The organism is Cryobacterium glucosi (assembly GCF_004402235.1).
In the GTDB taxonomy this organism is placed as follows: Bacteria; Actinomycetota; Actinomycetes; order Actinomycetales; family Microbacteriaceae; genus Cryobacterium; species Cryobacterium glucosi.
The window spans coordinates 106,430-124,239 of the sequence record NZ_SOFS01000034.1 but is presented as its reverse complement, the minus strand read 5'-3'; the positions used below and the strand labels follow the sequence as shown (position 1 = coordinate 124,239).

The window sequence follows — 17,810 nt, the reverse complement described above, 5'->3', positions numbered from 1 at the left end:
GTGTGACGCCCGTGTTGCGTTTCGCACCCCCGGTTCGGCGCGGAATGGCGCCTCGGAGTCAGACGACGTCGGCGAGGTACCCGGTGTCGGGCAGCGGGTGCCGCAGCAGCGTCCCCCAGGCCAGGCCCAGTGCGTCCACAGCGCGTTCCATCTCGAACGCCCCGTGGCAGAACGGGACCCGCAGGAAGCGCTCGAAGGCGCCGTCGACGCCGAAGCGGGGACCGGCCGGCACGAGAAGGCCGTGGTTGCGCGCGGCGAGCGCGAGCTGGGAGCTCACGGGTCGCCCGAGGTTGACCCACGCCGTGAGGCCGCCGTCGACGTGCGGCACGGTCCACTCGGGGAAGCGCGCGGCGAGGAGCGCCTCGAGGTGGTCGCGCCCGGCCCGGAGCTCGCGGCTGCGGCGCTCGAGTATCGCCGGCATCTCCGGGAGCATCCGGGTGACGATGAGTTGCTCGAGGATCGGCGTGCCCATGTCCGTTGCCGTGCGCGCGGCAACCAGCCGGCGGATCAGCGCGGGCTCCGCCCTGATCCAGCCGATGCGCAGGCCACCCCAGATGGTCTTGCCCACCGAGCCGACCGTGACGACCGTGGCGGGGACGCCGGCGCCAGATCCGCTTCCATAGCCGTTCATTCCCGCATTTCCCGGCTCGCCCTGTGCGTATGCCGCGAACGGCATGAAATCGTCGGTCCGGTCGATGCTGAGCTCTCCCATGGTCTCGTCCGCGATGAGGACCGTGCCCTGCCGGGCGGCGGCCTCGATCACACGGGTCCGTTGCTCGGCGGGCATCGTCTGCCCGGTCGGGTTGTGGAAGTCGGGCATCAGGTAGCCGAGCACGGGATTGCTGCCCCGGAGGGCCTGGAGCAGGGCGGGCTCGTCCCAGCCGGACGAGCCGTCGCCCGCGCGCGCCGTCACGCTCACCGGCACGAGCCGCGCCCCGGCCGCGCTGAGCGCTTCAACCGCGTGCGGGTAGCTCGGCTGTTCGATCAGCACCCGGTCGCCGCGGCTGACGAACACCCGGGCGAGGAGCGAGATCGCGTGCTGGGCTCCGATCGTCACCATGATCTGGTCCGGGTCGGTCGGGAGCCCCCGCACCCGGTAGCGTTCGGCGATCGCGGCGCGCAACTCCGGGATGCCGACCGGATCGAAGCCCGGACCGTTCAGGTGACGCGAGAGGTCCTCTGCTGCCCGCGCGGCGACATCCGCCAGCCCGCCGAGGGCCGACATCGTCGCCTTGCTGAGATCGAGGACGCCGCTGTCGCCCGACGCACTCCCTGGGCCAGGGCCGGCCGCCGCGCCGGAGCCCGCGCCGGAGCCCGTGCCGGAGCCCGGCAGCCGCACCACGCTGCCCGAACCGCGCACGCTCGAGAGCAGCCCCGCGGCGCGCAGCTCGCGGTAGGCGGCCGTCACAGTCGTGCGGCTCAGCCCGAGGCGCACGCCCAACTCGCGTTCGGCGGGCAGGCGGGTGCCGGCGGTCAGGCGGCCGTCGAGGGCGAGCAAGCGGATGCGATCGGCGAGCCCCCGGTAGGCACTCCCGCCGGTGCGCCACTCGCCGAGCTTCGACTCGAGGGCACGGGCGCTGAGCTGGGTGTCCGACATGAGGCCACTCTAGACAGATTGGCTACTTGATAACAGTCCACTCGTGCAATTGGATTGGTTTCCATGACCCGTCGTCTCATCCAACTGCTTATTGGCCTCTTCCTGTACGGCATCGCGATCGCGCTGATGGTGCGCGGCGCGATCGGCGTCGCTCCCTGGGACGTGCTCACCCAGGGCATCGACGGCCACACCCACCTCGGGTTCGGCCTGCTGACCGTCATCCTGAGCGGCGTCGTGCTGCTGTTCTGGATCCCGCTGCGCCAGAAGCCGGGCGCCGGCACCGTGATCAACGCGCTCCTCGTCGGCCCGTCGGTGGATGTCGGCCTCTGGCTGGTGCCCGCCGGCCTCGACCTGTGGCTGCGCGCGCTGCTCTTCGCGGCAGGCGTGCTGCTGCTCGCCGTCGCGACCGGCCTCTACATCGGGGCGCACCTCGGCCCCGGACCCCGCGACGGCCTGATGACCGGCCTGCACCGGCGCACCGGCTGGCCGATCTGGATCGTGCGCACCGGCATCGAGGGCACCGTGCTCGCGCTCGGCTGGGTGCTCGGCGGCAATGTCGGCATCGGGACCGTGCTGTTCGCGGCGCTCGTCGGCCCGCTCTGCCAGTGGACCATCCCCCGCCTCGCACTGCCGCTCCCCGCGCCTCGGACGCCCTCGCCCGCTTCGACCCTGGCCGAAGCGCGCTAGAGGTTGCGGTCGGCGTAGGCCAGGAGGGCCGCGCGGACGAAGGCCGCCCCGGCGGGGCCGCCGTAGTTCGCGGCGAAGCGCTCGTCGGAGACATACATCTCGCCGAGGCCCGTGAAGTACTCCTTCGAGGGTCCCGCACCGCCCGGCCCGCCGCCGGGGGTGCCCGGGATGGCCCGCAACCAGTCGAACTGCCGCTGCGCGAGGGCCTGGGCCTCGGCTCCCGCCGGGTCGAGCCGGCCCGATGCTCCGGAGGCTCCGGAGAAGGCGGCCGCCGCGCGCCAGTCCGCGAGGAGCTGCGCCTGCCGCTCCTGCCACGCCGCCTTCTCCGCGGCGCTCATCCCGCGCCACCAGGAGTCGCCGCTCGCCCAGGCCGCGGCTCCCCAGCGCTGCTCGACCTCCTCCTTGTGTTCCGTGTGATCGAATCCGTCGAACATGTTCTCTGCCATGAGTTGTTCCTTTCTGTTCAGGGTGGTGATGGTGTCCTCGACCGAACCGATCTGGCGATCGAGGCGGTCACGCTCGCCGCGCAGCCAGGCGAGGTGCGCGCCGAGGGCGCGGGCGGCATCCGTTTCGTGGTCGAGCACCTCGCGAATGGCGGGCAGCCCGAGCCCGAGGGCGCGCAGCATCAGGATGCGCTGCAGGCGCACGAGCGCCGCCGCGTCGTAGTAGCGGTAGCCGTTGGCGCCGATCCGGCTCGGCGGGAGCAGCCCGAGGTCACCGTAGTGCCGCAGCGTGCGGCTCGTCGTCGACGCGAGCCGCGCGATCTCCTGGATCGACCAGTCCATGTTCAGTCCCCGTCCGTTGTGATCTCCACGATAATTCTTGACGTTGCGTCAAGGTCAAGCGGGCTCCCGAATCCGATTCGGTACCATGTGGCATGCACGACACGACCGAGGCAACGGATGCCGCGGCGCGGCCCCGCGCGCGCCTGGCGCTCCGGCTCGTGCCCGCGGCCCTGATCTCTGCGTCCGCGGTGCTGCTCTTCGGACTGCACACGCCGGTCTCGATCCCCGCGGGCTACCTGCTTCTCGGACTCGCCCTCACGACGGCCCTCGTCATCGACCGCCCGCTCGCGCGTGACCTCGCCCTCATCGCCCTCGGCCTGCTCCTGATCAGCACCATCTCGCTCGCTGCCAACATCGACTACCCGAACATGGCGCTGATGGGTGCCGTGCTCACGCTCGCGGTGCTCCTGCCATACCTGGTCTCGCGCTACCTCTACCGCGAGCGGGCGATCCGGTTCCCGATCCGCACCGGGCGACCCTGGACATCCGCAGCGCTCGGGTACCTCGTCGTCGTGATCGCGCTCGGCTATGCGATTCTGCCGACCTATTTCATCCGCTCCGGCGCCTTTCACAACTGGCCGACCGTCACCGCGCCGGACGAGATCGGGCGGCTCTTCGTCGGCGTCGGTTTCGTCGGAATCTGGGACGAGCTCTTCTTCATCTGCACCGTGTTCGCCCTGCTGCGCCGGCACTTCCCGGACTGGCTCGCGAACCTGCTCCAGGCGGTGATCTTCACCTCATTCCTCTGGGAACTCGGCTACCGCAGCTGGGGCCCGCTGATCACCTTCCCCTTCGCACTCCTGCAGGGCTTCACCTTCGCGCTGACCAGGTCACTCGGCTACGTCATCGTCGTGCACCTGCTCTTCGACCTCGTCGTCTTCCTCGTGATCGTGCACGCACACACCCCGGCCTGGCTGCCGATCTTCCTCTACTGACGCGCACCCGCCCGCCCGCGCGCGCCCGCGCCCGCGACCGGAAAGGTGCTCGGGGGTTGCGCACCGCCGAAACGCGATATATCGTGAATCACACCAGACGCGATATAACGCGAAAAAGTTTCCGGCGTCCGCAACGGACGCCCACAGAAGGAGCACACAATGGCACTCGAAAAATGGCTGGTCGCCCCCGGGCAGACCCGGGTGATCGACGTCGAACTCGTCAACCGGCTCAAGGTCGGGCTGATCGGCGGCAAGGTCGACATCATCGGCCACGACGAACCGTTCACCCGCGTCGAGGTGCACAGCGTCAGCGGCAAGGACCTCCGCATCTCCCTCGACGGAGACACCCTCGAGGTCGACCACCCGCAGCTGCGCTGGGACAACTTCATCGAGGTCTTCGCCTCCTTCCGCGGCAGCGCCCGGGCGGACGTGAGCATCACCGTCCCGCGCGACGTCGCCCTCAAGCTCGGCGTCGTCTCGGCCGGCGCGCTCATCACGGGCCTCCGCAGCGACCTCAAGCTCAACACCGTCTCCGGTGACCTCGTCGTCGACGGCGTCACGGGCGACATCGAAGTCAACGCGATCAACGGCGAGATCTCGGTCAGCAACCACTCCGGCGACATCACCACGCACACCGTTTCCGGCGATGTCACCGCGAGCGGCAGCATCCGCCGGTTCAGCGTCGACGGCGTCGCGAGCAACGTGTTCCTCGACCTCGAGGGCTCGCCGGACACCGTCAACACGAACACCGTGAGCGGCAACCTCACCGCACGCGTCGAGGCCGGCCTCCCGATCAAGTACCACCTCAACACCATCTCGGGTGTCCTCCAGCTCGACGACCAGACCGTGAAGGGCACCCTCGGCAAGGGCTACGAGTCGAGTACGGGCGTGCTCGCGGGCAGCTGGCTCGAACTGCACGCGAACTCCGTCTCCGGTGACATCTCGATCGTCCGGCGTCCGGCCGCGGCGGCGGATGCCCCGGCGAGCGCCACGAGCGCAGCCGCCGGGTTCGAAGCGCCGGGCGAGGCCCCGGCGGACACCGCAACGGGGGCCTCGGCATGACTCCCGTCTTCGCCCACGGCAGTCTGCGGCTCTACCTGCTGAGCCTGCTCGCCGAGCAGCCGCGGCACGGTTACGAGCTGATCCAGGCGCTCAGCGACCGGTTCGGCGGCACGTATATCCCGAGCGCGGGCACGATCTACCCGCGACTGGCCAAGCTCGAGGAGGAGGGCCTCGTCACGAAGTCGACGGACGGCCGCAAGACCGTCTACGAGATCACCGACGCCGGACGCGCCGAGCTCCTCGCGCGCGGGGGCGACCTCGACGCACTCGAGGACGAGGTCACCGACTCGGTGCGCCGGCTGGCAGACGAGGTCCGGTCCGGGGTCGCCGCGGCGATGACGAGCCTGCGCACCGATCTCGCAGCTGCCGCCAGGCGGGCCAGGGACGACGCGGGCTTCGGAGCGGGCGGCCGGGCACGTGGGGGTTCGAGTCCCACCACCGGTTCCGCCGTTCCGGGCACGGCCGCGGGTGCCGATGCCAGTGCCAGTGCCAGTGCGAGCTACCCGGGCGCGGACGGCCCATCGGATACCGCCGGTTCCGCCGGCGCGAGCGCGGGCTCGGCGGCTCCAGGCGGCCAGACCCCGCCGGCCGGGACCACGTCGGGCACCTCGACGGACCGTCGCCTCGAGTCCAATCGCGCCCTGCACGAGGCCGATCTCGTGCTCAACGAGTTCCGCCAGCAACTCCGCGCGGACCTGCGCAAGCAGGCCGTGCACGCCCGGGTGCCCGCCGCGACCGTCTCGGACCTGCGCGCCCGCCTCGCCGAGGTGCGCGCCGGCATCCTGGACGCCCTGCCCCGCTGACCCCCGCCTCGCCCGTCCGCGAGAGCGTACTTTTGGCCCTTAAACCAGTGTCTTAAGGGCCAAAATCGTACTCTCGCGGAAGGGTACGCACGTTTCTGGGGAAGGGTCGGGGGCGGCGTGCGGGATCAGGGGGCTGCGGGGGCGGGGTGGTGGATCTGGGTGCGTTCGCCCGAGCGGTCGATCTCGTGCCGGCTCATCAGCTCGCCGCAGATCGGGCAGGTCGCCTCGGCGCGCTCCGCCTGCTTCTGCTCGGTCGTCTCCGTCGTATACGGGCCGAGCGGCGGCGGCCCGATCCAGGGCAGCAGCGTGCGATTCAGCCAGGACACGGCGCCCGCGAGGCCGTGTTCGCCCGACGGCCTGTCGTCAGAATCGCCCGGTTCGCCGGTTCCTCGTCTCGATGCGCGTGTCATAATGGTTAGTGTACTAATCAATTACGATTAGTGCACTAATCAATTCCGTCGAGACGGTCGCGACGGGGAACAGCAGAGGCGCGGGACCAACCGATGACAGACGATTCCCCGGGCACGACCGGTTCCGCGACAGTGCCCGCGTCCGCGCCCGACCTGCTCCGCCTCGAGGACCAGGTCTGCTTCGCCCTCGCGATCGCGTCCCGCAGTGTGATCTCGGTGTACCGGCCGATCCTCGAGCCGTACGGCCTCACGCATCCGCAGTACCTCGTGCTGCTCGCCCTCTGGGAACGCAGCCCGCGTTCGGTCTCTGACCTCAGCGCCGAGCTGCGCCTCGAACCCGCGACCCTCTCCCCGCTGCTGAAGCGCCTCGAGACCGCCGGCCTGGTCGGCCGCAGTCGCAATGCGCACGACGTACGTGTGCTCGACATCACGCTGACGGATGCCGGTCGAGCACTCCGCGAGGACGCCCTCACGATCCCGCCGCGCATCATCGACAAGCTCGGCATGAGCCTGGATGAGCTCACCGCGCTGCGAACCTCGCTCTGGCGGGTGATCGACGCGGCACAGTCCCCCTGACCCGCGAAAGCGGGGATGCGCGGGGTGCGGGAAGCGGGGGTAACCCAACTCGCGGGCGGCTCGGCTTATTCCCGGAAGTTTGACAGTCGTGTCCAACGGAGTAGTGTCATCCCTCGTGACACCAGACGGCTCCCAAGCGCCAGAAACTCGCTCCGCGAAGCGGTGGATCATCGGCGAACCACTCTCGACCGAGCATCTCGAGGGTCAGCTGCTGCCCAAGCACCTCGCCCTGCCGATCTTCGCGAGCGACCCGCTGTCGAGCGTCGCGTACGCCCCGCAGGAACTCCTGATGATCCTGACCCTCGGCGGGCTCGCCTTCCTGAGCTTCGCGCCCTGGGTCGCGGCCTGCGTCGTGCTCCTGCTGGTCGTCGTCGTCGCGTCCTACCGGCAGCTGATCAAGGCGTACCCCTCCGGTGGCGGGGACTACGAGGTCGCCTCCAAGAACCTCGGCGAACGCGCAGGCCTGCTCGTCGCATCCGCCCTGCTCGTCGACTACGTGATGACCGTCGTCGTCTCGGTCGCGAGCGGCGTGGACAACATCATCTCGGCCGTGCCGCAACTCGTGAACTTCCGGGTCGAACTCGCCGTCTTCTTCGTCGTGATGCTCGCCGCCGTCAACCTGCGCGGCGTGCGCGAGTCGAGCAAGGCCTTCGCCTTCCCGACCTACCTGTTCATCGCGAGCGTGATCCTGATGGTCGTCGTCGGCCTCGTGCGGGTCATCTTCGGTGATGCGCCCGTCGCGGAGTCCGCGAGCTACGGCGTGCACGCCGAAAACCTTGCCCAGTCGGCGTTCATCCTGCTGCTGTTGCGCTCCTTCGCGAGCGGATGCTCCGCCCTGACCGGCGTCGAAGCGATCGCCAACGGTGTTCCGGCCTTCAAACACCCGAAGGTCAAGAACGCCCAGCGCACCCTCGTGCTGATGGGCGGCATCGCGATCGTGATGTTCATCGGCCTCACGACCCTCGCGCTGATCGCGAAGGTGCACTACGCGGAGAACCCCTGCGACCTGATCGGCTGGGCCGAGTGCGCCACGTCGCCGCAGCGAAGCCTGATCGCCCAGATCGCCGCGGCGACCTTCGGGAACAACTCGATCATGTTCTTCGTGCTGCAGGCCGCGACCGCCGCCGTGCTGCTGCTCGCCGCGAACACGGCGTTCAACGGCTTCCCGCTGCTCGGCTCGGTGCTCGCGAAGGACTCCTACGCACCGAAGTCGCTCAGCACCCGTGGCGACCGGCTGATCTACTCGAACGGCGTCGTACTCCTCGCCCTCTTCGCCTGCCTGATCCTGGTCGTCTTCCAGGCCAACCTGACGGTGCTGATCCAGCTGTACATCATCGGCGTCTTCGTATCCTTCACCCTCGGCCAGACCGGCATGGTCAAGCACTGGCTCACCCTGCTCAAGACGAACCCGCCGAACCGGGCCTCGATCATCACGAGCCTCTCGATCAACGGCTTCGGCGCCGCCCTGACCGGCGTGGTGCTCATCGTCGTGACGATCACCAAGTTCACCCACGGCGCCTGGCTCGTCTTCGTGATGATGCCGGTTCTGTTCACCCTGATGCTCGGCGTGAACCGCTACTACCGGGACGTCGCCAAGGAGATCGAAGTCGACCCTGACACGACCTTCGGCTCCACCGGTGACCACGCGATCGTGCTCGTCGGCAAGATGCAGAAGCCCGTGCTCAAGGCACTCGACTACGCGATCGCCGCCCGGCACGAGGGCATCGAGGCCGTGCACATCTCGATCGACGAAGAAGAGACCAAACAGTTGCAGCGCGACTGGGTCCGGCAGAACATCCAGGTGCCGCTGCGCATCGTCGAGTCTCCGTACCGGGACATCAGCTGGCCGTTGATCAGCTACATCAAGGAGCGCCGCGCCGCGCACGGCTCCGAGGTCGTCACCATCTACACCCCGATCTACATCGTCGGGCACTGGTGGGAGAACCTGCTGCACAACCACAAGGCCCGTCGCCTCCGCCAGAAGCTGATGCTCGTGCACGGTGTCACGATCGCGCTCGTGCCCTGGCTGCTCGACTCCTCCGAACTCATCTACGGCCGCCGGTCCCGCCCGATCCCGGGCCAGGACCGTCGCGGCGAGCCGGTGCGCCCGCGCCCGATCCCCCGGCGCCCGCTCGCCCCGGCGACCTCTGCTCTCGAGATCCAGGCCGCTGCCGCTGCGGCGGCAGCGGCGAAGAACGGCTCGGGTGCGGCATCCGCTGCCGGAGCCTCTGGCAAGGCGGGAGCCGCCGCGGGTCGCCCTGGGCAGCCCGCCCGCCCCGGCGCCCGGCGCCGGAAGCGCAAATAACCCGGTGCGGAACGCACTGGCCGTGTTCGCCGGCGGCATCATCGGCACGGCCCTGCGGCTCGGCATCGACCGTGCGCTGCCGCACAGCGACACCCAGTTCCCGACCAGCACCCTGATCATCAACACCGTCGGGGCGTTCGTACTCGGCTGGCTCGTCGCCGGCCTCTGGACCCGCCCCGCGGTTCCGGCCTGGCTCAAGCTCCTGCTCGGCCCTGGCGTGCTGGGCGCCTTCACGACGTTCTCGGCCGTGATGGTGTCCCTCGTCTCCCTCGGCGCGGCCTCGTCGTGGCCGCTCGCTGGGCTGTACCTGCTGGCGACGTTGCTGCTGGGGTTCCCGGCGGCCGCGCTCGGCGTCTGGCTCGGCGGGCGCATCCGTCACCACCCCGCAGCGGATGCAGGGGCCCGGTCATGAACTCCCTCGTCTTCGCCGCCGTGGTCGCCGGCGGCGGTGCGGCAGCCGTGGTGCGGTACTTCGTATCGCGCGCCCTCCCGGTGGGACCGGGCCGCCTGCCGATCGGCGTGCTGATCGTCAACGTGGCCGGGGCGCTGATCGGCGGCGTGATCCTCGGGCTCGCCGAGCGCGCCGTGCTCAGCAGCGACCTCCGGCTCGTGCTCCTGACCGGGGTCTGCGGCGGCCTGACGACGTTCAGCACCTGGAGCGTCGAGACGATCGACCTCGCACTCAAGGGCCGCTGGCGCTCGGCCGTGCTCAACCTCGTCGGCACCCTGCTTCTCGGCATCGCGGTCTGCGCCGCCGGCTACCTCCTCGCCCGCTGACCCTGCCCCCTCCCGACTCCCGCCCACGTCGCACCCGCCGTCAGGGAGGGTGCTCCGGGGCGAGCAGGAGGGCGGGTCAGAGCAGGGCGACGACCTGGCGGGCGATCACCCGGCCGGCCCGGTGCGCGCCGACCGTGCTCGCCTGCGGCCCGTACCCGGCGAGGAAGATCCTCGGGTCGGTCCAGCTCGCCCCTGATCCGACGACGAGCCCGCCGCCCTTGGCGCGGAGTTTCAGCGGGGCCAGGTGCCGCACCTCCGGACGGAACCCGGTCGCCCAGATGATCACGTCCGCTTCCGTGAAGCTGCCATCGGCCCAGCGCACCCCGGTCGGCTCGATGCTCGCGAACATCGGCCGGGCGGTGAGCACCCCGCGCTCGATCCCCGCGGCGATCCGGCGACTCACGGGCACGCCGGTCCCGCTCACGATGCTCGGCAGCGCGCGACCGGACCGGGCGGCCTCGTCCTGGGCGGCGACCGCGGCCGACGCCCCCTCGAGGTCGAGCTGATCGGTGTGCACCCAGTCGATCGGGCGCCGTGAGGCCCAGGTCAGTTCGGCGGCGACGTGTTCGAGCTCGAGCAGGAACCCGATGGCGGATGTCCCGCCGCCGACGACGACGACCCTCCGGCCGGCGAAATCCTCGGCCGCCCGGTAGCCCGAGGTGTGCAGCTGCTGTCCGGCGAAACTCGCTGCTCCCGGATAGTGCGGCACGAACGGGGCGCCCCAGGTTCCTGAGGCGTTGACGAGCAGGCGGGCGGTCGTCTCGTGGTCGCCGAACCCAGGCGACGCGCTTCGGATCACGAGGTCGGCACTGCGATTGAACACGGCGGTGACAGTGACGGGTCGAACGACCCTGAGGTCGAAGTGCTCCTCGTACCTGCGGTAGTACTCGGTGACGACGTCCCTGGCGGGGCGGTCACGGTCAGCCGTCGCAAAGCTCAGGCCGAGTTCGCTCATGCCGGGCAGGTCGTTCACCCGGTGCGCCGACCCGAGACGGAGTCCCGCCCAGCGGTGCTGCCACGCGCCGCCCGCGTCCGGGCCGCGGTCGAAGAGCACGAAGTCGCGCCCCGGGATCAGCTCGAATTTGCGCAGGTAGTAGGCGACCGCGAGGCCGGCTTGCCCCGCTCCGACGATGACGACGGGAACGCTCGCGTCACTCGACATCGCGTCCCCCCTCTTCACCAGCGTACGTCCGGCGTAAGATCACTGTGTGCGCCGCGGTTCGCCCTCCGAGCCACAAGCGGGCCTTCAGGCCCACCATGCTAAACTAGCGCCTAGTTTTCACCATTCCGTTCGGCAACTCCCGGGTGACTCATTCCTCACCTGGCCTGGCATCGTTAGGGGGTCTCGCATGGGGCGCGGCCGTCAAAAAGCAAAGCACACCAAGGTCGCCCGTGAGCTGAAGTATTTCAGCCCGGACACCAACTACAACGCGCTCGAACGCGAGCTCACGGGGCATCCCGTGGACGACGAGCGTCTCGACGAGGATCTGGCCAAGTGGCCGGAGTACGAGCCGGGTACCTCCGAGGAACCCGACCGATACGTCGACACCTACGCGACCGAAGACGAGCAGAAGCGCGCCTGACCGCCGTTCCCTGTACCGGGCGCCACTCTCGGCGCCCGTTTTGTCTGTGCAGGCATCCGCACCGCGCTGACCGCGCGGTACCCAGCGAGTTGGCAGCATTCGCTCATAGGCGCTGCGCGAAAGTGACCTTTCCGGTCGAGATTTCCCGGTCTACCGGTCGCTCTCGACCGGAAAGGTAACCCTCGGCACCGGCGGATGCCGCGGCGGATGCCGCGGCGCGGGCGCGTCAGGCCGCGTAGCCGCCGACCAGGCGCACAGCGCCGCCGTTGACGCCCTTGGCACCCTGCACGAAGCCGGTGAGGTCGTGCGGGGCCGTGGACACGCGTCCGGCGACCCAGGCCGGGATGCCGTCGGCCGCGAGGCTCGCGATGACCGAGGACGCGGCATCCGCTGCGACGACGGCGAACATGCCGACGCCGAGGTTCCAGGTGCCTTCAGAACTCTCCAGGGTGCTGCCCGCGAAGGCGCTCAGCACCCGGAACACGGGGGCGGGCGACCAGGTCGACCTGTCCACTTCGACCCACGCGCCGATCGGGAGGACCCTGGCGAGGTTCGCGGCGATGCCGCCGCCCGTGACGTGGCTGAGCGAGTGCACCGCGCCGGCGAGTTCGGGGTCGGCGAGCACGCTCAGCAGCGGTCCGGTGTAGAGCCGGGTCGGCTCGAGGAGTACTTCGCCGACGACCCCGCCGAGTTCGTCGGACGTGTCGGTGTAGCCGATGCCCCGTTCGGCGAGGATGTGCCGGACGAGCGAGAAGCCGTTGGAGTGCAGGCCGGAGGAAGCGAGCGCGACGACGACGTCACCCGCGCGAACGCGCTCGGCGCCGAGCACCTGGTCGCCCTCGACGACCCCGGTGGCCGCTCCCGCGACGTCGTAGTCGTCGGGGCCGAGGAGCCCCGGGTGCTCCGCCGTCTCTCCGCCGATGAGGGCGGTGCCGGTCTCGGCGCAGGCGCGGGCGATGCCGCCGACGATCTCGGCGATGCGCTCGGGCACGACCCGGCCGCAGGCGATGTAGTCGGTCATGAAGAGCGGGCGGGCGCCGACCACGACGATGTCGTCGACGACCATGCCGACGAGGTCCTGGCCGATGGTGTCGTGCTTGTCGATGGCCTGGGCGATCGCGACCTTGGTGCCGACGCCGTCGGTCGAGGTCGCAAGCAACGGGCGCTTGTACGCGGTGAGGAACGAGGCGTCGTAGAGCCCGGCGAAACCGCCGAAACCGCCGAGCACCTCTGCGCCGTGGGTGCGCGAGACGGCCGCCTTCATCAACGAGACGGCGAGGTCACCCGCCTCGGTGTCGACTCCGGCTGCCGCGTACGATGCGTTGCTCATTCTTGTCTTCCTGGATCGCCGATCATGAACTGTCCCTGGGTGCCGCGCACGGGGGTTCGCGTGCTCGCCCGCATCGAAGCCGGGTCGAGGAGCGGTTCGTATTCCGCGTCGGGGCCCGGGTCGCATCCGTCTGATGTGCGGGAGGCCTCTGCTGCGGCGACGGATGCGTCGCTCGCGACAACCGGCGACCCTGCGGACGCCGTCGACCGCGTCGAATCGGTCGACCCGACCGGGGCGGTGCGCTCGAGCAGGTTCTTGCCGAGGTGCAGGGCGTCGGGCAGCGGGATCGGGTAGACGCCCGTGAAGCACGCGGTGCAGAGCCGCTCGCGCGGCTGCTCGGTCGCGGCGATCATGCCCTCAGGCGAGAGGTAGCCGAGGGAGTCGGCGCCGATGGCCTGGCGCACCTCGTCGACACCGAGGCCGGTCGCGATGAGTTCGGCCCGGGAGGCGAAGTCGATGCCGTAGAAGCACGGCCAGGTGATCGGCGGGCTCGAGATGCGCACGTGCACCTCGGCGGCGCCGGCCTCGCGGAGCATGCTGACCAGGGCGCGCTGGGTGTTGCCGCGCACGATCGAGTCGTCGACGACGATGAGGCGCTTGCCCTTGATCACGGCCTTGAGCGGGTTGAGCTTGAGCTTGATGCCACGCTGGCGGATCGTCTCTGACGGCTGGATGAACGTACGGCCGACGTAGGAGTTCTTGACGAGGCCCTGGCCGAACGGGATCCCGGATGCCTGGGCGTAGCCGATCGCGGCCGGGGTGCCGGACTCGGGGGTCGGGATCACGAGGTCGGCCTCGACGGGGTACTCGGCGGCGAGGCGGCGGCCCATCTCGACCCTGGCCTCGTGCACGCCGCGGCCGGCGATCGTGGTGTCCGGCCTGGCGAGGTAGACGTACTCGAAGACGCAGCCGGCGGGCTTGGACTCGGCGAACCGCTGCGAGCGGAGGCCGTTCTCGTCGATCGTGATGAGCTCGCCGGGTTCGACCTCGCGGACGAAGCTCGCCCCGACGATGTCGAGGGCAGCGGTCTCCGAGGCGACGACCCAGCCGCGCTCGAGCCGGCCGAGGACGAGCGGGCGCACGCCCTGGGGGTCGCGGGCGGCGTAGAGGGTGGTTTCGTCCATGAAGACGAGGCAGTAGGCGCCTCGCAGGCGCGGGAGCACCTCGAGCGCGGTGGCCTCGAGGGTGTGGTCGAGGTCCCCGGTGAAGAGGGCGGTGATGACGGCGGTGTCCGTGGTGTTGCCGCGGGCGAGTTCGCCCTCGACCTTCGGGTAGCGCTCGTGCACGAGCTGGAGCAGCTCGGCCGTGTTGGTCAGGTTGCCGTTGTGGCCGAGGGCGACGGTTCCGCTCGAGGTGCGGCCGAGGGTCGGCTGGGCGTTCTGCCAGCTCGAGGATCCCGTTGTCGAATAGCGGGTGTGCCCGACCGCGATGTGACCGATGAGGGTGCTCAGCGCCGCCTCGTTGAAGACCTGGGCGACGAGGCCCATGTCCTTGTAGATCAGGATCTTGCTGCCGTCGCTCGTCGCGATTCCGGCCGATTCCTGGCCGCGGTGCTGCAGGGCGTACAGCCCGAAGTAGCTGAGCTTGGCCACCTCTTCACCGGGAGCCCACACGCCGAAGACGCCACAGGCATCCTGTGGCCCCTTCTCGCCCTGCAAGAGATCGTGACCGAGAAGTCCGTCGCCACCAGCCAAATCGATGCCTCTTAACTATCTTTACAGCGTATTAGCGCTGGATGTTGGGGGGTCGTCTGCCTCGGAGGGAGCGTTCGTCTCGCTCACGCCGTAGACGCCCAGTCTATCGACGACGACCGTCTGGACCGAGCGAACGGTGAATCGGTCGATCACGATCGCCACGAGCGCACCGAGCGCGAGGCCTACGACGACCCCGACGAGGAGGAGGAATCCGAAGACCTGGAGGAGTCCGAATTCGGCCGTCTGGGGGAAGCCGACGGTGAGGATCAGCGCGGTGACCGCCCCGAGGACGGCGCCGACGATCATGAAGTTGAGGTAGCGCGGGGAGCGACGTACGGTCGCCGCGGCCTGGCCGACGAGGACTTCGGGGACGGCCGCGCCCGGGGCGGGCTGCACGGGGGCGATGTCGTTCCCTGGCTGCTCGGTTGCGCTCATGGGGACATTCTCGCACGCGCGCCCCGGGAGTGCGCCGGGAGCCGGCACGGGGCGGGACGTGGCGCGGGTGCGACACTGGACGGGTGAACAGGATTGCGGTGCTCGGAAGCGCGAACATGGACCTCGTCGTGCGCCAGCCGCGACTTCCCCGGCCGGGCGAGACGATCTTCGGCCACGACTTCGCCCTTGTGCCCGGGGGTAAGGGACTCAACCAGGCGGTCGCTGCCGCCCGGCAGGGTGGCGCTGTCGACTTCCTCGGCGCGGTCGGACGCGATGCCTACGGGACGGAACTCCGGGCGCTGCTCGTGGCCGAAGGCATCCGCGTGGACGGTCTCGACACAGTCGACGGGCCGACAGGCACCGCGCACATCACGGTGCTCGATTCCGGCGAGAACTCGATCGTCGTCGTCTCCGGCGCGAACGCCGCCGTGACGGTACTCGACCCGGGGCAGCGCGCGGTGATCGCGGCGGCGGACTTCCTCGTGCTGCAGTGCGAGCTTCCGGTGTCAGCGCTCGTTGAGGGGCTCGCGGTCGCTCGGGCGTCGGGCACGTTCACGGTTTTCACGCCCGCTCCGGTCGTGCCGCTGCCTGCGGCGTTCCTCGCGGGCGTCGACCTGGTCGTGGCCAACCGTCTCGAGGCCGAGGAGCTCACGGGTGAAGCGGATGCCGCGCGCGCGGCAGAATCCCTGAGCGCGCGCCGCGGCTGGGCGATCGTCACCCTCGGCGACGAGGGGTGCGTTGTCGCCCGCGGCGGCGTCGCACTCGGGCTCGCGCCGGCCCGGCCGGTGCGCCCCGTGGACACCACCGGGGCCGGGGACACCTTCGTCGGCGCGCTCGTCGCCCGGCTCGCCGAGGGTTCCAGGGGTGCTGTGGCTGCTGCAGGTGCTGAAGTGGCTCCGGATGCCGCGGTCACGGGCGCCGCGGAATCCGGTACCGGGGGTGCTCGCGTCGGGGTTTCGGAGGAGGCGATGATCGACGCCATCCGCTGGGCGACGGTCGCGGCATCCGTTTCGGTCACCCGGGCCGGCGCGACGGCATCGATGCCGACCCGGGCCGAGGTGGCCGCGATCCTCGCCTGACCCCCTCGCGAGAAACGCGGGAGGCGCGGTTACGGGGTGAGGCGCAGCGGCAGGTGCGCGGCGAGGTCGGCGCGCTGTCCGCTCGCGTGGATGCGCCCACTCGCGAGACCGTCGGACCAGGCGAGCTCGCCGGTCGCGAGGGCGAGCCAGGTCGCGGCATCTGTTTCGACGACGTTGGGCGGGGTGCCCCGGGTGTGCCGGGGGCCCGCGATGCACTGCACGGCGCCGAACGGCGGAACGCGCACCTCGAGGGTGTTGCCGTTGGCCTCTTCGGAGAGCAACTGCAGGGTGTAGCGCACGGCGAGCGCACGGATGTCCCTGCTCGCGCCCGCCGGGTCCGCCGCGTAGCCGCGCACCGCGGCGCGGCCCACCCCGTCGTCGATCCTCGCCTTGGCCATCCCCCCATTCTGCCGGTTTCCCGGCCAGGGACGCCCCGCGCCTAGTGGCCTAACTCCAGTGACCGGCATCCGGTAGCCTGAACCGGTGAGAATTCTGGTCCTCGGTTCCGGTGCCCGCGAGCACGCCATCATCACCGCGCTGCTCCGCGAGGAGCCCCGCCACGAGGTCGTCGCCGCGCCCGGCAACGCCGGCATCGCCGCCGCGGTGCCCGTCGTCGCCCTCGACCCGAACGTGCCCGGCGCCGTCACGGAGTACGCGATCGAGCACGGCGTCGACCTCGTCGTCATCGGCCCGGAGGCTCCCCTCGTCGCCGGCGTCGCCGATGCGCTGCGTGCGCAGGGCATCCCGGTGTTCGGCCCCGGCCGCGCCGCCGCGGCCCTCGAAGGCAGCAAGACCTTCGCCAAGCGCATCATGGACGAGGCCGGCGTCCCGACCGGCCGCGCCGAGCGCGCCGGCACCCTCGCCGAGGCGACCAGCGCCCTGGACGCCTTCGGGGCGCCCTACGTCGTCAAGGCCGACGGCCTCGCCGCCGGCAAGGGCGTGCTCGTCACCGAGGACCGCCTCGCCGCCCTCGCCCACGCAGAGTACTGGCTGCAGCACGGCGGCGTGCTCATCGAGGAGTTCCTCGCCGGCCAGGAGGTCTCCCTGTTCTTCCTGAGCGACGGCCACACCGTGCTGCCGCTCTCCCCCGCGCAGGACTACAAGCGCCTCGCCGACGGCGACCTCGGTCCGAACACCGGCGGCATGGGCGCATACTCGCCGCTGCCCTGGCTCGACGCCGGCTTCGGAAGCGAACAGGCCTTCGTCGACGAGGTCCTCGACACGATCGCCCTGCCGACCGTCCGCAGGCTCGCCGCCGAGGACACCCCCTTCATCGGGCTGCTCTACTGCGGGCTGATTCTGACGGATGCCGGCATCCGGGTCATCGAGTTCAACGCGCGTTTCGGTGACCCCGAGACCCAGGTCGTGCTGCCCCGGCTGGTGACCCCGCTCGCGGGGCTGCTGCTCGCGGCGTCCACCGGCGGGCTCGGCGGGATGGCGCGGCCGGTGTTCTCGGCAGAGTCCTGCGTGACCGTCGTGCTGGCGAGCGAGAACTACCCGGAGACCCCGGTCACGGGGCGGGCGATCACAGGGCTCGATGCCGCATCCGCCGTCGACGGCGTCACGGTCGCGCACGCCGCGACGGCCCTCGTCGACGGAAGACTCGTCTCCACCGGCGGCCGGGTGCTGAGCGTTGTCGCGCTCGGCGACGGGTTCGCCGAGGCCCGCACCCGCGTGTATGCCGCCCTCGCCGAGATCGCCCTCGAGGGTGCGCAGTTCCGCACGGACATCGCCGCCCGCGTCGTCGCCTGA

General features: G+C 70.5%; 19 protein-coding genes. 11 read left to right on the top strand and 8 right to left on the bottom strand.

All coding sequences use genetic code 11. The annotated features are described in order from the left end of the window. Positions 1 to 58: 58 nt before the first annotated feature. Entirely contained in the window at positions 59 to 1,597 is a 1,539-nt protein-coding gene (yczR, locus tag E3O46_RS14745; protein ID WP_134561969.1) for a MocR-like transcription factor YczR, read from the bottom strand. Positions 1,598 to 1,660: 63 nt separating this feature from the next. Here yczR and yczE point away from each other — a divergent pair, with 63 nt between their 5' ends. Further along, entirely contained in the window at positions 1,661 to 2,284 is a 624-nt protein-coding gene (gene yczE / locus E3O46_RS14740; RefSeq protein ID WP_134561968.1) for a membrane protein YczE, read from the top strand. Here the strand turns inward: yczE and E3O46_RS14735 are convergent. Next, positions 2,281 to 3,069: a MerR family transcriptional regulator gene (locus E3O46_RS14735; protein ID WP_134561967.1), complete on the bottom strand. Its 789-nt coding sequence runs from the start codon at positions 3,067 to 3,069 to the stop codon at positions 2,281 to 2,283. The genes yczE and E3O46_RS14735 overlap by 4 nt on opposite strands. 92 nt (positions 3,070 to 3,161) lie before the next feature. On the opposite strand from E3O46_RS14735, the gene E3O46_RS14730 reads away from it, so the two are divergent. From E3O46_RS14730 to E3O46_RS19065, 3 genes are all read left to right on the top strand, one after another. Continuing rightward, positions 3,162 to 4,004, top strand: coding sequence for a CPBP family intramembrane glutamic endopeptidase (locus E3O46_RS14730; RefSeq protein WP_134446243.1), 843 nt, complete (start codon positions 3,162 to 3,164; stop codon positions 4,002 to 4,004). Between the two features lie 159 nt (positions 4,005 to 4,163). Beyond that, on the top strand, positions 4,164 to 5,066 hold the full coding sequence (locus E3O46_RS14725; protein WP_134561966.1) for a DUF4097 family beta strand repeat-containing protein: 903 nt from the start codon (positions 4,164 to 4,166) through the stop codon (positions 5,064 to 5,066). Further along, the gene (locus E3O46_RS19065; protein ID WP_420897747.1) at positions 5,063 to 5,869 is read left to right on the top strand and encodes a PadR family transcriptional regulator; all 807 of its coding nucleotides are present in this window, start codon (positions 5,063 to 5,065) and stop codon (positions 5,867 to 5,869) included. The genes E3O46_RS14725 and E3O46_RS19065 overlap by 4 nt, the downstream gene beginning before the upstream one ends. A 125-nt stretch (positions 5,870 to 5,994) precedes the next feature. Here E3O46_RS19065 and E3O46_RS14715 read toward each other — a convergent pair whose 3' ends face one another. Continuing rightward, positions 5,995 to 6,279: a hypothetical protein gene (locus tag E3O46_RS14715; protein WP_134559284.1), complete on the bottom strand. Its 285-nt coding sequence runs from the start codon at positions 6,277 to 6,279 to the stop codon at positions 5,995 to 5,997. Positions 6,280 to 6,372: 93 nt separating this feature from the next. Here E3O46_RS14715 and E3O46_RS14710 point away from each other — a divergent pair, with 93 nt between their 5' ends. The 4 genes from E3O46_RS14710 (at position 6,373) to crcB (ending at position 9,937) form a co-directional block, all read left to right on the top strand. Further along, positions 6,373 to 6,855 carry a MarR family winged helix-turn-helix transcriptional regulator gene (locus E3O46_RS14710; protein WP_134559282.1) on the top strand — a complete coding sequence of 161 codons (483 nt, stop codon included), beginning with the start codon at positions 6,373 to 6,375 and terminating at the stop codon, positions 6,853 to 6,855. A 115-nt stretch (positions 6,856 to 6,970) separates the two neighbouring features. Then, entirely contained in the window at positions 6,971 to 9,160 is a 2,190-nt protein-coding gene (locus E3O46_RS14705) for an APC family permease (protein WP_166790657.1), read from the top strand. A gap of 4 nt (positions 9,161 to 9,164) precedes the next feature. After that, positions 9,165 to 9,572, top strand: coding sequence for a fluoride efflux transporter FluC (locus E3O46_RS14695; RefSeq protein ID WP_134446239.1), 408 nt, complete (start codon positions 9,165 to 9,167; stop codon positions 9,570 to 9,572). Next, on the top strand, positions 9,569 to 9,937 hold the full coding sequence (gene crcB, locus E3O46_RS14690; protein WP_134446238.1) for a fluoride efflux transporter CrcB: 369 nt from the start codon (positions 9,569 to 9,571) through the stop codon (positions 9,935 to 9,937). Before E3O46_RS14695 ends, crcB begins: the two co-directional genes overlap by 4 nt. Before the next feature lie 76 nt (positions 9,938 to 10,013). On the opposite strand, the gene E3O46_RS14685 is transcribed toward crcB, so the two are convergent. Next, positions 10,014 to 11,099, bottom strand: a complete 1,086-nt coding sequence (locus E3O46_RS14685; RefSeq protein ID WP_134446237.1) for an NAD(P)-binding domain-containing protein — start codon at positions 11,097 to 11,099, stop codon at positions 10,014 to 10,016. A gap of 187 nt (positions 11,100 to 11,286) precedes the next feature. Between E3O46_RS14685 and E3O46_RS14680 the strand changes: the two genes are divergently transcribed. Next, positions 11,287 to 11,520 carry a DUF3073 domain-containing protein gene (locus E3O46_RS14680; protein WP_134446236.1) on the top strand — a complete coding sequence of 78 codons (234 nt, stop codon included), beginning with the start codon at positions 11,287 to 11,289 and terminating at the stop codon, positions 11,518 to 11,520. Positions 11,521 to 11,746: 226 nt separating this feature from the next. Here the strand turns inward: E3O46_RS14680 and purM are convergent, their stop codons facing one another. The 3 genes from purM to E3O46_RS14665 are packed head-to-tail and all read right to left on the bottom strand — an operon-like array spanning position 11,747 to position 14,979. Beyond that, positions 11,747 to 12,850 (bottom strand): phosphoribosylformylglycinamidine cyclo-ligase, encoded by a 1,104-nt coding sequence (gene purM, locus E3O46_RS14675; protein ID WP_134446235.1) that lies wholly within the window; start codon positions 12,848 to 12,850, stop codon positions 11,747 to 11,749. Beyond that, a complete protein-coding gene (gene purF, locus E3O46_RS14670) occupies positions 12,847 to 14,544 on the bottom strand; it encodes an amidophosphoribosyltransferase (RefSeq protein ID WP_241975368.1) in 1,698 nt (565 codons plus the stop codon). The genes purM and purF overlap by 4 nt, the downstream gene beginning before the upstream one ends. Positions 14,545 to 14,565: 21 nt before the next feature. After that, on the bottom strand, positions 14,566 to 14,979 hold the full coding sequence (locus tag E3O46_RS14665) for a hypothetical protein (RefSeq protein WP_174775136.1): 414 nt from the start codon (positions 14,977 to 14,979) through the stop codon (positions 14,566 to 14,568). An 83-nt stretch (positions 14,980 to 15,062) separates the two neighbouring features. On the opposite strand from E3O46_RS14665, the gene E3O46_RS14660 reads away from it, so the two are divergent. Next, the gene (locus tag E3O46_RS14660; protein WP_134446234.1) at positions 15,063 to 16,058 is read left to right on the top strand and encodes a ribokinase; all 996 of its coding nucleotides are present in this window, start codon (positions 15,063 to 15,065) and stop codon (positions 16,056 to 16,058) included. A 29-nt stretch (positions 16,059 to 16,087) separates the two neighbouring features. Here E3O46_RS14660 and E3O46_RS14655 read toward each other — a convergent pair whose 3' ends face one another. Further along, positions 16,088 to 16,456, bottom strand: coding sequence for a sterol carrier family protein (locus E3O46_RS14655; RefSeq protein WP_134446233.1), 369 nt, complete (start codon positions 16,454 to 16,456; stop codon positions 16,088 to 16,090). Positions 16,457 to 16,541: 85 nt separating this feature from the next. Between E3O46_RS14655 and purD the strand changes: the two genes are divergently transcribed. Further along, positions 16,542 to 17,810: a phosphoribosylamine--glycine ligase gene (gene purD / locus E3O46_RS14650; protein ID WP_134561965.1), complete on the top strand. Its 1,269-nt coding sequence runs from the start codon at positions 16,542 to 16,544 to the stop codon at positions 17,808 to 17,810.

Excerpts from the sequence above, each read along its gene's own strand:
- yczR (WP_134561969.1), bottom strand. The coding sequence starts at position 1,597 with ATGTCGGACACCCAGCTCAGCGCCCGTGCCCTCGAGTCGAAGCTCGGC.
- yczE (WP_134561968.1), top strand. The coding sequence starts at position 1,661 with ATGACCCGTCGTCTCATCCAACTGCTTATTGGCCTCTTCCTGTACGGC.
- E3O46_RS14735 (WP_134561967.1), bottom strand. The coding sequence starts at position 3,069 with ATGGACTGGTCGATCCAGGAGATCGCGCGGCTCGCGTCGACGACGAGC.
- E3O46_RS14730 (WP_134446243.1), top strand. The coding sequence starts at position 3,162 with ATGCACGACACGACCGAGGCAACGGATGCCGCGGCGCGGCCCCGCGCG.
- E3O46_RS14725 (WP_134561966.1), top strand. The coding sequence starts at position 4,164 with ATGGCACTCGAAAAATGGCTGGTCGCCCCCGGGCAGACCCGGGTGATC.
- E3O46_RS19065 (WP_420897747.1), top strand. The coding sequence starts at position 5,063 with ATGACTCCCGTCTTCGCCCACGGCAGTCTGCGGCTCTACCTGCTGAGC.
- E3O46_RS14715 (WP_134559284.1), bottom strand. The coding sequence starts at position 6,279 with ATGACACGCGCATCGAGACGAGGAACCGGCGAACCGGGCGATTCTGAC.
- E3O46_RS14710 (WP_134559282.1), top strand. The coding sequence starts at position 6,373 with ATGACAGACGATTCCCCGGGCACGACCGGTTCCGCGACAGTGCCCGCG.
- crcB (WP_134446238.1), top strand. The coding sequence starts at position 9,569 with ATGAACTCCCTCGTCTTCGCCGCCGTGGTCGCCGGCGGCGGTGCGGCA.
- E3O46_RS14685 (WP_134446237.1), bottom strand. The coding sequence starts at position 11,099 with ATGTCGAGTGACGCGAGCGTTCCCGTCGTCATCGTCGGAGCGGGGCAA.
- E3O46_RS14680 (WP_134446236.1), top strand. The coding sequence starts at position 11,287 with ATGGGGCGCGGCCGTCAAAAAGCAAAGCACACCAAGGTCGCCCGTGAG.
- purM (WP_134446235.1), bottom strand. The coding sequence starts at position 12,850 with ATGAGCAACGCATCGTACGCGGCAGCCGGAGTCGACACCGAGGCGGGT.
- E3O46_RS14665 (WP_174775136.1), bottom strand. The coding sequence starts at position 14,979 with ATGAGCGCAACCGAGCAGCCAGGGAACGACATCGCCCCCGTGCAGCCC.
- E3O46_RS14655 (WP_134446233.1), bottom strand. The coding sequence starts at position 16,456 with ATGGCCAAGGCGAGGATCGACGACGGGGTGGGCCGCGCCGCGGTGCGC.